12 protein-coding genes and 3 tRNA genes are annotated in these 12,785 nt (G+C 72.3%); 7 read left to right on the top strand and 8 right to left on the bottom strand.

What is annotated here, in order from left to right; translation table 11 throughout:
• Nucleotides 1-127: 127 nt before the first annotated feature.
• Nucleotides 128-2,665, bottom strand: coding sequence for a beta-glucosidase family protein (locus tag ACFO3J_RS29595; RefSeq protein ID WP_386435786.1), 2,538 nt, complete (start codon nucleotides 2,663-2,665; stop codon nucleotides 128-130).
• A gap of 185 nt (nucleotides 2,666-2,850) precedes the next feature.
• Here ACFO3J_RS29595 and ACFO3J_RS29590 point away from each other — a divergent pair, with 185 nt between their 5' ends.
• Nucleotides 2,851-3,456 carry a TetR/AcrR family transcriptional regulator gene (locus ACFO3J_RS29590; RefSeq protein WP_386435783.1) on the top strand — a complete coding sequence of 202 codons (606 nt, stop codon included), beginning with the start codon at nucleotides 2,851-2,853 and terminating at the stop codon, nucleotides 3,454-3,456.
• 57 nt (nucleotides 3,457-3,513) lie between these two features.
• On the opposite strand, the gene ACFO3J_RS29585 is transcribed toward ACFO3J_RS29590, so the two are convergent.
• Together ACFO3J_RS29585 and ACFO3J_RS29580 are read right to left on the bottom strand one after the other, a co-directional pair.
• Nucleotides 3,514-3,942, bottom strand: coding sequence for an organic hydroperoxide resistance protein (locus ACFO3J_RS29585; RefSeq protein ID WP_386435780.1), 429 nt, complete (start codon nucleotides 3,940-3,942; stop codon nucleotides 3,514-3,516).
• A gap of 79 nt (nucleotides 3,943-4,021) precedes the next feature.
• Nucleotides 4,022-5,029 (bottom strand): NADP-dependent oxidoreductase, encoded by a 1,008-nt coding sequence (locus ACFO3J_RS29580; RefSeq protein WP_386435778.1) that lies wholly within the window; start codon nucleotides 5,027-5,029, stop codon nucleotides 4,022-4,024.
• Nucleotides 5,030-5,138: 109 nt separating this feature from the next.
• Between ACFO3J_RS29580 and ACFO3J_RS29575 the strand changes: the two genes are divergently transcribed.
• On the top strand, nucleotides 5,139-5,570 hold the full coding sequence (locus tag ACFO3J_RS29575) for a MarR family winged helix-turn-helix transcriptional regulator (protein WP_386435775.1): 432 nt from the start codon (nucleotides 5,139-5,141) through the stop codon (nucleotides 5,568-5,570).
• 27 nt (nucleotides 5,571-5,597) lie between these two features.
• Here the strand turns inward: ACFO3J_RS29575 and ACFO3J_RS29570 are convergent, their stop codons facing one another.
• A complete protein-coding gene (locus tag ACFO3J_RS29570) occupies nucleotides 5,598-6,311 on the bottom strand; it encodes an SCO2400 family protein (RefSeq protein ID WP_386435772.1) in 714 nt (237 codons plus the stop codon).
• 226 nt (nucleotides 6,312-6,537) lie between these two features.
• On the opposite strand from ACFO3J_RS29570, the gene efeU reads away from it, so the two are divergent.
• The 4 genes from efeU to ACFO3J_RS29550 all read left to right on the top strand — a co-directional run bounded on the left by efeU (nucleotide 6,538) and on the right by ACFO3J_RS29550 (nucleotide 11,388).
• The gene (efeU, locus tag ACFO3J_RS29565; RefSeq protein WP_386435770.1) at nucleotides 6,538-7,410 is read left to right on the top strand and encodes an iron uptake transporter permease EfeU; all 873 of its coding nucleotides are present in this window, start codon (nucleotides 6,538-6,540) and stop codon (nucleotides 7,408-7,410) included.
• A gap of 72 nt (nucleotides 7,411-7,482) precedes the next feature.
• Nucleotides 7,483-8,703 carry an iron uptake system protein EfeO gene (gene efeO / locus ACFO3J_RS29560; RefSeq protein WP_386435767.1) on the top strand — a complete coding sequence of 407 codons (1,221 nt, stop codon included), beginning with the start codon at nucleotides 7,483-7,485 and terminating at the stop codon, nucleotides 8,701-8,703.
• Between the two features lie 86 nt (nucleotides 8,704-8,789).
• Nucleotides 8,790-10,091, top strand: a complete 1,302-nt coding sequence (gene efeB / locus ACFO3J_RS29555) for an iron uptake transporter deferrochelatase/peroxidase subunit (protein WP_386435764.1) — start codon at nucleotides 8,790-8,792, stop codon at nucleotides 10,089-10,091.
• Between the two features lie 127 nt (nucleotides 10,092-10,218).
• Nucleotides 10,219-11,388: a sialidase family protein gene (locus tag ACFO3J_RS29550; RefSeq protein ID WP_386435762.1), complete on the top strand. Its 1,170-nt coding sequence runs from the start codon at nucleotides 10,219-10,221 to the stop codon at nucleotides 11,386-11,388.
• A 62-nt stretch (nucleotides 11,389-11,450) separates the two neighbouring features.
• Here ACFO3J_RS29550 and ACFO3J_RS29545 read toward each other — a convergent pair whose 3' ends face one another.
• From ACFO3J_RS29545 to ACFO3J_RS29530, 4 genes are all read right to left on the bottom strand, one after another.
• Nucleotides 11,451-11,624 carry a hypothetical protein gene (locus tag ACFO3J_RS29545; protein ID WP_386435759.1) on the bottom strand — a complete coding sequence of 58 codons (174 nt, stop codon included), beginning with the start codon at nucleotides 11,622-11,624 and terminating at the stop codon, nucleotides 11,451-11,453.
• Nucleotides 11,625-11,837: 213 nt separating this feature from the next.
• Nucleotides 11,838-11,911, bottom strand: a tRNA-Ile gene (locus ACFO3J_RS29540).
• Between the two features lie 154 nt (nucleotides 11,912-12,065).
• Nucleotides 12,066-12,138, bottom strand: a tRNA-Asn gene (locus tag ACFO3J_RS29535).
• A gap of 5 nt (nucleotides 12,139-12,143) precedes the next feature.
• Nucleotides 12,144-12,216: transfer RNA gene (locus ACFO3J_RS29530), tRNA-Asn, on the bottom strand.
• A gap of 177 nt (nucleotides 12,217-12,393) precedes the next feature.
• Between ACFO3J_RS29530 and ACFO3J_RS29525 the strand changes: the two genes are divergently transcribed.
• Nucleotides 12,394-12,687 (top strand): YtxH domain-containing protein, encoded by a 294-nt coding sequence (locus ACFO3J_RS29525; protein WP_386435757.1) that lies wholly within the window; start codon nucleotides 12,394-12,396, stop codon nucleotides 12,685-12,687.
• Nucleotides 12,688-12,785: the final 98 nt, after the last annotated feature.

The raw sequence follows: 12,785 nt of genomic DNA, 5'->3' as shown, positions 1-12,785 counted from the left end.
CCAGGGGCGCGAGGAACCGCGCGACCAACCCACGACCACCCGCACCCCACCACCGCACAGCACCCCCCCAGGGGCGCGAGGAACTGCGCAGGAACCCGGAGGCAGCAGCCGGGCGGGGGAAGGGGCCTTACGGAACCAGCGGAGCGGAAATGCGGGGGTCGGCCGAAGAGTGTCCCGCCGTCAAGGTGAAAGGGCCCGGGAGGAGGTGCCAGGAGGAGGTCGCGGGGTCCCAGGCCTCCGCCACCCTGCGGGGGATGGGGATGACGACCTCGCGGCGGCCGCCGGGCGGCGCGGTGACGGCGCCGAAGGCCGCGAGCCAGCGGGCCGGGCGCTCAGCAGCCGAGGCGCCGGCGGAGGCGGAGGCGGAGGCAGAGCCAGAGGCCGAGGCCGAGGCATCAGCGAGGTAGAGCTGGACCACCTCGCGGCCCGGGCGCGAGCCCGCGTTGCGGAGGATGACGCGGGCCGTCGCGAGGATGCCCTCCTCCGCGTCGACGGGGTCGCCGTGGTCGACGGACAGCCCCTCGTACTCCCAGCGCGTATAACCGAGCCCGTGCCCGAAGGGATAGGCGGGCGCCGGGCCCGGGCGCCGGTCCCACCCGCGGTAGCCGATGAACAGGCCCTCGTCGTAGGCGAGTACCCCCTCCGTCGGGGTGACCCGGCTGACCGGCGCGTCCGCGAGCAGGGCCGGCCAGGTGGTGGGGAGGCGACCGCCGGGTTCCGCCGCGCCGAGCAGCACGTCGGCGAGCGCCGCGCCCGCCTCCTGCCCGGGGAACCACGCCAGCAGGACCGCCGCCACCTCCTCCCGCCAGGGCAGCTCCACCGGGGACCCGGCGTTGACGACGACCACCGTTCGCGGGTTGACCGCGGCGACCCGGGCGACGAGTTCGTCCTGGCGGCCCGGCAGCCGCAGATCCGTACGGTCGAAGCCCTCGGACTCGACGCGCTCGGTGGTGGCCACCACCACGATCGCGGTGTGCGCGCCGCGCGCCGCCTCGACCGCCTCCGCCAGCAACTCCTCCGGGTCCCGCTCGGGTTCGCCGTGCAGCAGCGAGAACCCGACGGCCTCCACGGGGAGTTCGGCGGCCTTGGGCGGCACGCTGAGCAGGCTCACCTCGACCTGCTGCCCGGCGATCAGCTCCACCGTGCCGCGTTCGAGCGGCCGGCCGAAGAACTCCTCGAAGGGATCGCTGTGTTCGTCGTGCTGCGGGCCCTCGTAGAGCACCCGTCCGGCCACGGTCAGCCGGAAGACGCCGGTCCCGCGCGTGCCGAAGCGGTGCGCGCCGCTCACCCGGGGGGTGAACGTCCCCCGGATCTCCACCGTGTGCAGCCGGTCGTAGCTGACGCCGGGCGGCAGGTCGCCCAGCCACTGCACCCGCCCATTGGGCATGAACTCACCGCCCAGTTCACCCCCTTCGACATCCCGGGCGACCGCCCGCAGGGCGAACCCGGCACCCGCCGGCGCGAGTTCCGCACCGGGGTCGGCGCCGGGCGCGTACCGCAGCGGCGCCCCGGCGGGCAGCGCCCTGCGCAGACCGTCGAGCGGCGAGACCACATGGTCGGGGAAGACCTCCGCCGAACCGCCGCCGAGGATCCGGGCGTCCCGGGCCGCCGCGCCGATCAGCGCGATCCCGCCCGCGCGGGCCGCGGCGTCCAGCGGCAGCACCGGCCCCTCGTTGCGGAGCAGCACACACCCGCGCACCGCGATCTCCCGCGCCAGCGCGTCGCCGTCCACCCCGGGCGGCCGGTCGGCGACCGCGACCGCGGCGGGGGCGCCGGAGAGCAGCCCGGCGCGGGCGGCGAGCCGCAGCACACGCCGCACCGCCTCGTCCACCAGGCTCTCCGCCACCTCCCCCGACCGGACCGCGTCCGCGAGCGCCGTGCCGTAGACCGTCCGCGGTCCCGGCATGGCGATGTCGAGGCCGCCGCGGATCGCCGCGCCGGTGGAGCGGGCGGCCAGCCAGTCGGAGACCACGACCCCGTCGAAGCCCCATTCGCCGCGCAGCACGCCGTTGATCAGCGCGTCGTGCTCGGTCATCGGGACGCCGTTGACCGTGTTGTAGGCGGCCATCACGCCCCATGGGCGGGCGCCGGTGACGATGGCCTCGAAGGGGGCCAGGTACAGCTCGCGCAGGGCGCGTTCACCGATGCGGTTGTCGACGGTGAAGCGCTCGGTCTCCGCGTCGTTGCCCACGAAGTGCTTGACGGTGACGCCGACCCCGCCGTCCTGCACCCCGAGGACGTACGCGGTGCCGATCACACCGGTGAGATACGGGTCCTCGCTGTACGCCTCGAAGTGCCGGCCGCCGAGCGGGCCCCGGTGCAGATTGACGGTCGGGGCGAGCAGGACGTGCACGCCTTTGCTGTTGGCCTCCTGGGCCAATAACCGGCCTGCCCGGCGGGCGAGTCCGGGGTCCCAGGAGGCGGCCAGCGCGGTGGGGCTCGGCAGGGCGACAGACGGGTCGTCGGCGGTCCAGCGCCGGCCGCGTACCCCTATCGGGCCGTCGGACATCACCAGCGAGCCCAGCCCGATCCTGCCGAGCGCGGGCAGCGTCCACATGTCCTGCCCGGCCAGCAGCCGTGTCTTGGCGGTCAGATCGAGCTTGCCGAGCGCGCTCTCGACGGTCCGCTCCCGCTCGGCGTCGGCGCCCTTCGCGTACGGCGTCATGTCCTGTCCCCTCGTGACCCCTCGTGACCCGTCCGGTGTGATCCTTCCGGGCTGCCATCCTGCTGGCGGCGGCACCCGCCCGCTTGTCCTCCAGTAGGCATAGTTACCATTCCGCAATCTTGTAGGCTCGGGCCGGAGGCCGGCGCTCACCACTGCCGCCTCGGAGCGGGAAAGGGGGCGGGGGCATGCCAAGGACACGAGCCGACCGCGGGGAACGGCGCGCCGAGATCATCCAGGCCGCGACGGAGGTGATCGCCGAACGCGGCTACCGGGGCGCGACATTGGCCGGGGTCGCGGAGCGGGTGGGACTGACCCAACAGGGTCTCATGCATCATTTCCCCACCAAGGAGGCCCTGCTGGTGGCCGTCCTGGAAGCCCGCGACCAGTGGGACATGGCGTCCGCCGCGCTGCACGGACACGCCTGGCCGCTGGAGATCATCGCCAACCTCGTGGAGTACAACGCCACTCGGCCCGGCATCGTCCAGGCGTTCACCGTGCTGGTCGGCGACAGTGTGACCGAGGACCACCCGGCCCAGGAGTACTTCCGCGCCCGCTACGCCTACGTCCGCGACGGCGGCGCCGAGGCGCTCCGCGCGGAGTACGGCGACCGCCTGCCGGGCGGCCTCACCGCGGAGCGCGCCGCGACGCTGCTGGCGGCCGTCATGGACGGTCTCCAGGTGCAGTGGCTGCTGGACCCCGAAGCGGTGGACATGCCGGCCGCCTTCCGCGACTTCCTCGCCCTGCTGGCCCCGATGCCCTGCCAGGAAAAGGCAGTCGCGGCGGACGAGTGAGGGGGCGCGGCCCGGCACCCGCCGGCCCGCGCCCTCTCCACCGCTGGGAACGGGCGCTCAGACGACGGTGAGCTGCACCGCGATGTTGCCCCGGGTGGCGTTCGAGTAGGGGCAGACCTCGTGCGCCTTCTCCGCCAGCTCCTTGGCCGTCGCGTCGTCCACGTTCGGTATGGAGACCGCGAGCTCGACGGTGAGGCCGAAGCCGCCGGCCTCCGTCTTGCCGAGGCCGACCTTCGCGGTCACCCGCGACCCGGAGACATCCGCCTTGGCCTGCCGGGCCACCACGCCGAGCGCGCTCTGGAAACACGCGCTGTAGCCCGCCGCGAACAGCTGCTCGGGGTTGGTGCCGGCCCCGCTGCCGCCCATCTCCTTCGGCGGGTTGACCACCACGTCGAGCTTGCCGTCGTCACTGGAGACCCGGCCGTCCCGGCCGTTCTCCGCGGTGGCGACAGCGGTGTACATCACGTCTACGGACTGGATGGTCATGAGCGGCTCTCCTGATCGTTCGAGCAGTACATCTGGTGCTTCGGGTCATACGGCCATACGGCCATACGCCGCGCTTCGCTCACTCCGGGAGGGCGACGAGCATCTTCCCGGTATTGGCACCGCGCAGCAGTCCGAGAAACGCGTCGGCGGTGTTCTCGATTCCCGTCACCACCGTCTCGCGGTGCCCCAGCTTCCCCTCGGCCAGCCAGCCGCCCACCTCGCGGACGAACTCCGGCCTGAGGTCCTGGTGGTCGCCGACCAGGAAACCGCGCAGGCTGAGCCGCTTGCCGACGAGCAGTCCCAGATTGCGCGGCCCCGGCTCCGGGCCGGTCGCGTTGTAGCCGGCTATCGACCCGCACGCCGCGACCCGGCCGTGCACCCGCAGGGACGCGATCGCGGCCTCCAGATGGTCACCGCCCACGTTGTCGAAGTAGACGTCGATGCCGTCCGGGGCCGCTTCCCGCAGTTGCTCGGCCACCGGCGCCTTCTTGTAGTTGAAGGCGGCGTCGAAGCCGTACTCCTCCGTCAGCAGCGCCACCTTCTCGTCCGTGCCGGCGCTGCCGATCACCCTCGCGGCGCCCTTGAGCCTGGCCGTCTGCCCGGCCAGGCTGCCGACCGCGCCGGCCGCGCCGGAGACGAAGACCGTGTCGCCCGCGCTGAATTCGGCTATCCGCAGCAGGCCGACGTACGCGGTCAGCCCCGGCATGCCGAGCGCGCCCAGATACAGCGACAGCGGCGCCGCGTCCGGGTCGACCTTGACGCTCTGGGCGGCCTCCACCAGCGCGTACTCCCGCCAGCCGAGCATGTGCAGCACATGGTCGCCGACCTCGAACCCCTCGGCGCCGGAGGCCACCACCCGGCCGACGGCGCCGCCGGTCATCGCTTCGTTCAGCACGAAGGGCGGGCTGTACGACTTCACGTCGTTCATCCGGCCGCGCATGTACGGGTCGACCGAGACGAATAAGTTGCGGACCAGGATCTGTCCCGGGCCGGGATCGGCGATCTCGGTCTCGACCAGGGCGAAGTCCTCGGGGACCGGCCACCCCTGCGGGCGGGCCACCAGGTGCCATTCGCGGCTCTTCGGCATACGGGCGCGCTCCTTCCGCCACAGCTTGACCATGGCAAAGGTTCAGATGATGAATTAACCATGGCCTTTGATGTTTCATGTTGTCAAGCAACCAGGTAGCCTGAGGCGTATGAACAGCCGCATGGACCCTCTGACCGCCGAGGTCGTCGACCTGATCGGCACCGTGGTGGCGCGCTACTACCAGGAGTACGACGCCGCGGCCGCCGTCCACCGGCTGACCGGCGCGCAGGCCCGGGTGCTCGCGCTGCTGTCCACCGGGCCGATGCCGATGCGGCAGATCGCCCATCGGCTCAAGTGCGAGCCGTCGAATGTGACCGGGATCGTGGACCGGCTGGAGGCCCAGGGTCTCGCCGAGCGCCTCGCCGACCCGGCCGACCGGCGCGTCAAACTCGGCGCGGCCACCGCGGCGGGCCGCGAGACGGCGGCCGATCTGCGCGACTCGCTGGATTTCGCCCGCGAACCGCTCGCCGGACTGTCGGTCGTGGAGCGCACGATGCTGCGGGATCTGCTCCAGCGGATGCTGGGGCCGGAGGAGGACTGAAGCCCCCGCCAGGGGGTCAACTGGGCCTTACGAGCAGAACCACAGCACCTTTTTGCAGGTCGGCGAGGCCGAGGGCTGCACGGTGGGCGACGTGGTCTGCGTCGGGGTCGGGGTGGTCGGCCGCCGGGTGGGCGTGTGCGTCGGCTCGGCGGTGGTCGGTTCGACGGTCGCCGCGGTGGTGCGCGGCGGCGCCACGGGGGTGGTGGGGGCCGGCGCCGAGGGTGAGGCCGGCTCGGAGGTGGACGCCGACGGGGAGGCGGACGTGGAGTGGCCCTTGCCGTCCGGGGTGGCCGGGAAGAGGCCGGCGTCGTCCGTCGCGGGCGTGCCGGACGTCGAGCTGGGCGGCGGCGGCAGGTCGCGCACCCCGGAGCCGGGGTTCGGGCCGGCGCCGGAGCCCCCGCCGAGCGCGGCCAGCGAGAACATCGTGAGCGCCCCGATGACGGCCACCGCGCCGACACCGTAGACCGCGGCCCGCTGCCGTCCGCCGCGCCGCGACCGCCCCTGGGGCGGCGGCTCCGACCCGGGCCCGGACTCGGGCCACCCGGACCCGGCTTCCTCCCCGGACGCCTCCTCGACGGACGCCACCAGGGGCAGTTCCGCGGTGTCGGCGGCCGAGGGAGTGTTTCCGGCCGCGGCGTCGCCGACGACCGGGGACGTCGCGGTCCGGTCCGCGACCGTCCCGCAACCGGGGCAGGAATATGCGCCGTTGAGGTGGCGCCGGCACGTGTGGCAGTAATCCATGGCGGATGGACCCTATGGGACCGCTGAGGCGCGAGGGAACCCTCGTCAGCCGCCCAAGGTAAAGAGATCGTCAAATCCGCAGGACTTTCGGTACTTTGCCACCCTCTTCGTCCGGTTTGTACGCGCAGGCGGCTTGACGCGCCACCGGGCTCCGCGACTTTAATAAGGGTGACCTAACCAAGGACAGGCTCAGCTAATCTGCCGATCCGGTACCAGAAGGGCCCTCATGCTTCCCACGTTCGTCATCGGGCTCCGCGAGGGTCTGGAGGCAGCCCTGATCGTCGGCATCATCGCCTCCTTCCTCGGTCAGCAGGGCCGCCGGGACGCGCTGAAGAAGGTCTGGCTCGGGGTCGGCCTCGCGGTCGCGATCTGCGTCGTCGTCGCCGTCGCGCTGCAGGTCTACTCCAGCGACCTGCCGCAGCGGCAGCAGGAGCAGCTGGAGACGGTCGTCGGCGCGATCGCCGTGGTGATGGTCAGCTACATGGTGCTGTGGATGCGCCGCCACTCCCGCGACCTGCGCAAGGACCTGGAGGGCATGGCAGGCCGCGCGCTGTCCGACGGCTCGGCCTCGGCGCTGGTGATGATGGCCTTCCTGGCGGTGCTGCGCGAGGGCTTCGAGACCTCGGTCTTCCTGCTGGCCACCTTCAACGAGAGCAGCAACCCGGCCTACGGCGGCACCGGCGCCGCGCTGGGCATCCTGCTCGCGGCCGGCATCGGCTACGGCATCTACCGCGGCGGCGTCCGGCTCAATCTGTCCCGCTTCTTCCGGATCACCGGCGTCGTCCTGGTCCTGGTCGCGGCCGGGCTGGTGGCCACCGCGTTCATGACCGCGGTCGAGGGCGGCTGGCTGAATCAGGGCTCGCAGGCGTTCGACCTGTCCTGGCTGGTCCGCCCTGGCACCCCGACCTCCTCGGTGGTCACCGGGGTGCTCGGCATCCAGCCGTATCCGACCTGGCTGATGGTCTGGGGCTGGCTGGTGTACGCCGTCCCGATGACGGCCGTCGTGCTGTGGCCGGCCCGGCGCCGTACCCCTCCGAAGGCCGCGCCCGCACCGGGCACCGCGCCGGACACCGGGGCGAACGCCGCCCAGGCGGGCTGACCGCCCCCGCCGTAAGGACGTCCGCCGGGCCCGCCCCTCCCCTCCCCTTTTCTCCCCTTTTTCCCGCCCCCCGTGGCCACCGCCCCGGGACTCACCCAGGAGCTGACCGTGAACCCGCTTGCCCACCACCGCCGTGTCCTGGCCTGCGCCGCCACCGTGCTGTCCGCGGGCCTGCTCCTGAGCGCCTGCGGCGGCGGCAAGGGCGGCGACTCCAAGGACTCCGCCGCGGCGACCGCCAAGAACGCGGACGCCAAGTCCTCGACCGTCACCATCACCATCACCGACAAGGACTGCGCGCCGAGCCCGGCCACCGTCCCGGCCGGCGCGGTGAAGTTCGTCGTCACCAACAAGGACTCCTCCAAGGTCACCGAGGCGGAGCTGCTCGACGGCGGCAAGATGCTCGGCGAGAAGGAGAACCTCACCCCGGGCCTGTCCGGTGACTTCTCGCTGACCCTGGGCGCGGGCAAGTTCCAGGTCTACTGCCCGGGCGCGGACACCGACAAGACGGCCTTCACCGTCACCGGTTCCACCGCGCACAGCTGGAAGGACGACCCGGCGCTGGTCGCCGCCACCAAGAGCTACGCCGCCTGGATCGACAGCGAGGTCAAGCAGGAGGTCACCGCCACCGACGCGTTCACCGCGGCGGTCAAGGCCGGCCAGACCGACCAAGCGAAGCTGCTCTACGGCAAGGCCCGGGTCTACTACGAGCGCATCGAGCCCACCGCCGAGATCTGGGGCGACCTGGACGGCCGGATCGACGGCCGCGCCGACGACGCGCCCAGCCCGGACCAGTTCACCGGCTTCCACCGCATCGAGCAGGCGCTGTGGCAGACCAAGTCGCTGACCGGCATGGACAAGATCGCCGACCAGCTCAGCACGGACACCCACGACCTCTACAGCAAGGTCCAGACCGTCGAGTACCAGCCCGCCGAGATCGCCAACGGCGCCACCGACCTGGTCAACGAGATCCAGTCCTCCAAGATCACCGGCGAGGAGGAGCGCTACTCGCACATCGACCTGCTGGACTTCGAGGGCAATCTGGCCGGCGCCAACGAGGCGGTCACCGTGCTGCTGCCGGTCCTGAAGCAGAAGGACCCGGCCCTGGTCGCCACCCTCGCCGAGCGCTACCAGCAGACGGCCGCGGCGCTGGCCGCGTACGTCTCCAAGCCGGGCTACGAGCAGACGGGTTACGTGGACTACAGCAAGGTCACCGACACCCAGCGCCGGGCCCTGTCGCAGACGGTGAACGCCTACGCCGAGGCCGTCTCCAAGATCGCCGCCCAGATCGCCTGAGCGTCCCGGGCGACCGCGTTCCCCGCGATCCCGGCGCCCGCCTCCCCGGCGGCCGTGTACCCCACCCCGAGAGAGATCCCCCGACCGTGAATGAGACTCCGGACATCACCCCCGAGCCCCGCGACCCCGAGCCCGCGCCGGCCGTCAGCCGCCGCCGGCTCCTCGGTGCGGTGGGCGCCGGAGCAGCCGTGGCCGGCGCCGCCCTCGGGGCGGGCGGCGCCGTACTGGCCACCCGGGACGACAACGGCGGCGGCGCCGCCGCCAACCCGGCGGCCACCACCGTCCCCTTCCGCGCGGCGCACCAGGCGGGCATCGCCACCCCGTCCCAGGACCGGCTGTGCTTCGCGACCTTCGACGTCGCCTCGACGGCGAGCCGCGCCGACCTGGCGGAGCTGCTGAAGACCTGGACGGCGGCGGCCGAGGCGATGACCGCCGGAAAGCCGGTCCCCGGGGACGTGGGCGACCTCAACGCGCCGCCCGACGACACCGGTGAGGCGGTGGGCCTGGCCCCCGGCCGGCTGACCATCACCATCGGCTACGGCCCCTCGCTCTTCGACGACCGCTTCGGGCTGGCCGCCCGCCGCCCCTCCCTGCTCAAGCGGCTCCCCCAGCTGCCCGGCGAGGACCTGGACCCGGCGAACTCCGACGGCGACCTGTGCGTCCAGGCCTGCGCGGACGACCCCCAGGTGGCCTTCCACGCGATCCGCAACCTGCGGCGGCTCGGCTTCGGCACCGTCCTGCCGCGCTGGATGGAGCTGGGCTTCGGCCGTACGTCCTCCACCACCCCGCAGCAGGCCACCCCGCGCAACCTGATGGGTTTCAAGGACGGCACCCGCAACATCGACGCCACCGACGGCTCCATGATGGGCGAGCACGTCTGGATCGGCGACGACGAGCCGCAGCGCTGGGCGCGCGGCGGCTCGTACCTGGTCAGCCGCAAGATCCAGATGCGGCTCGAACAGTGGGACCGCGACCGGCTCGGCGACCAGCAGGACGTCTTCGGCCGCCTCAAGTCCAGCGGCGCCCCGATGACCGGTCAGCGGGAGTTCGACACCCCGGACTTCGGCGCGAAGGACAGCGCCGGGCAGTACGTCATCCCGGCCACCGCGCACATCCGGCTGGCCGCCCCCGAGAACAACAACGGACTGCGCATCCTGCGCCGCGGCTACTCCTACACCGACGGCATCAATCCGGAGACCGGCGACCTGATGGGCGGCCTGTTCTTCGTCGCGTTCATGAAGAGCCCGGACCGCTTCATCACCCTGCAGCGGGTGCTGGGGCAGCACGACGCCCTCAAGGAGTACATCCAGCACATCGCCAGCGGCCTGTTCGTGGCCCCGCCGGGGCTGTCCGCCGGGCAGGACTGGGGGGGCCAGCTCTTCGGCTGAGCCCTTCGATCAGGCCCTTCGGTCAGGCTCTTCCGTTGGGCCGAACACCCGGGCGCCCGATCACTCGATCCGGTCCGGTTCGCACGGTCCGCGCGTGGCGTCGCCCCGGTGAAGGCATCGCTTGGGAATGCCACCACGTATCGGTATCGCCCTGCTCGCCGCCGTCTGCCTGCTCAGCACAGCGCCCTTCGCCGCCGCCCGGTCGGCCGCCGCGCCGGCCGCCTGCGCGACCACGCTGTGGACCTCCGGTACGGACGGCTTCCGGTCGTACCGGATCCCGGCCGTCGTCACGGTGCGCGGCACCCTGGTGGCCTTCGCGGAAGCGCGCAAAAACGGTTCAGCGGACAACGGCGACATCTCGGTGGTAGAGCGCCGCTCGACCGACGGCGGCTGCACCTGGACGCCCCAGCGGGTGGTGGCCGCCGACGGGCAGGAGACCGTCGGCAATCCCACACCGGTGGTCGCCGCGGACGGCACGCTGGTGCTGCTGACCAACCGGCAGGCCGGTCGGTTCGACCTGGGACAGATCGAGGACGGCGAGGTCTCAGCGGCCGACGGCCGCCGCGCGTTCGTCCAGATCTCCGCCGACGCCGGGGCCACCTGGTCCGCGCGGCGGGAGATCACCGCCTCGGTCAAGAGACCGGGCTGGCTGTGGTTCGCCACCGGTCCCGGCCACGGCCTGACCCTCACCCGGGGCCGGGCCGCGGGACGCCTGGTGGTGGCCGCCAATCACTCTGAGCCGGGACGGCGTTCTGGCGTGGACCTGCTGCTGTCCGACGACGACGGCCGCAGCTGGCGGATCGGCGCCTCGGAGGACTACAACGACGACCTCGTCAAGCCCAGCGAGGCCAGCGCCGCCCAACTGCCCGACGGCCGCATCTTCCTGTCCGCCCGCAACAACGGCGGCTCCACCGGCCTGAACCGCGTCTACGCCTACTCCTCGACCGACGGCCGCGGCTACGACGGTCTGCCGCGCCCGCTGGCCGACCTCACCGGCCCCTCCGTCGAGGGCAGCGTCCTCCAGGACCCGGGCATCCCCGCCGGCGTCAGCTGCGCCCCGCTCCTCTACACCGGCCCGCAGGACCCGACCGCCCGCCGCCACCTCGCCCTCCGCCGCTCCGACGACGGCGGCCTCTCCTGGCACCCCGTCACCGACCTCACCTCCCCGACCGCGCCCGCCGCCTACTCCGACCTGACCAAGATCACCCGCACCAGCCTCGGCGTCGCCTACGAAACCGGCACGTCCAGCCCCTACGAACGCATCGACTGGCGCACCGTCCCCCTCACCTGCCCCTGACCCGGGTCGAGGGTGCTGGGCTCCGTGGCCGGACACCGTCACCCACGACGGCCGGCGGAGGTTCAGCGCCTGGAGCGCCGGCCGGAGCCGAAGCGGCGGAGGGCCAGGTAGACCATGTCCGCGACGAACACCACGATGCCGATGATCAGCAGATAGAACAGCCCGTGGGCGATGATGCCGATGAGGAAGAGCGCGAGCGCGACGAGGACGACCAGCATCAGAAGATAAAGGATCATGGCGCGGATGCCTCCTCGGGACGGACAGCCATCGCCCGGCAAGCAGGTGGCCCGTCTGCTCTCCAGCGTCCGCCCAACCACGGACCTCTGCCACTTTTCGGCAGCGCGGGGCGCGGCCGGCAGATGATCACTCGAAAGAGTCGGCAGCACCAGGTTTGGGCGGCCACGCCACCCGCGCGCTGCGGAGCGCGGCGGTCCCGCGTCGGGACAGGGTGGGGCGGGTGGGACTCGAACCCACGACCGACGGATTATGAGTCCGCTGCTCTAACCGGCTGAGCTACCGCCCCGTACGGCGCGCCGTGCGCTCCGTCTGCCGCAGCATAGCCGCTCATACGATCTGTCGCCCTCGCGGGTTACAGAGACGTGATCAGGTGGACGGGCGGGGGCGGGCGCGGTTCGTGGGGGCATGAAAAAGGACCCCGGCGGGGTCCTGATCCTGCGCTCCCCCGACTGGACTCGAACCAGTAACCTGCCGGTTAACAGCCGGCTGCTCTGCCAATTGAGCTACAGGGGATCGAGCTCCCCCGACTGGACTCGAACCAGTAACCTGCCGGTTAACAGCCGGCTGCTCTGCCAATTGAGCTACAGGGGATCGCTCTGCTTGCACCGAATGCACCCGCCGAAGTCTCCCCGGCAGGCGCGTGCCCGGTGCGACACATACATTAGCGCAAGTGGAGGGGTGCTCCGCCAACCACTTGTGCGGGGTTGCCGCCCGGACGCACGGGGTAGGCGCCGAAGCAGTCCGACAGGGACGAAGAAGGGTGGAGCCATGGTCCGGCTGACGTTCATCACAGGAGCCCTCGTCGGGTACGTGCTCGGCGCACGGGCCGGGCGCGAGCGGTACGAGCAGTTGCTCAAGGGCGCGCAGCGGATCGCGCAGAACCCCGCCGTGCGCAACACCGCGGAGAGCGCCATGCACCAGGGCCGCAGCGCCGCCGCCAAGGCCGCGGACTCGGTGACGGCGAAGTTCGGCGACCGGATGCCGGACGCGCTGGCCGGCCGGGTCCGGGCGATGGGGAACGGAAACGCGCCGGACGAGAACTGGGGCACCTCCAACACCTGACCGCTGGTCCGCGAGCGCCGACCCGAGGGCTCCAGCCGCGCGACCGCAGGCCGGACGCCCTCGTCGCCGTGACTGAGATCGATCTGTGAGGCACAAGG

The organism is Streptomyces polygonati, assembly GCF_042650325.1.
Taxonomy (GTDB): Bacteria; Actinomycetota; Actinomycetes; order Streptomycetales; family Streptomycetaceae; genus Actinacidiphila; species Actinacidiphila polygonati.
Note: the sequence above shows the minus strand (reverse complement) of the source record. Positions and strands in the feature narration are given on the sequence as shown.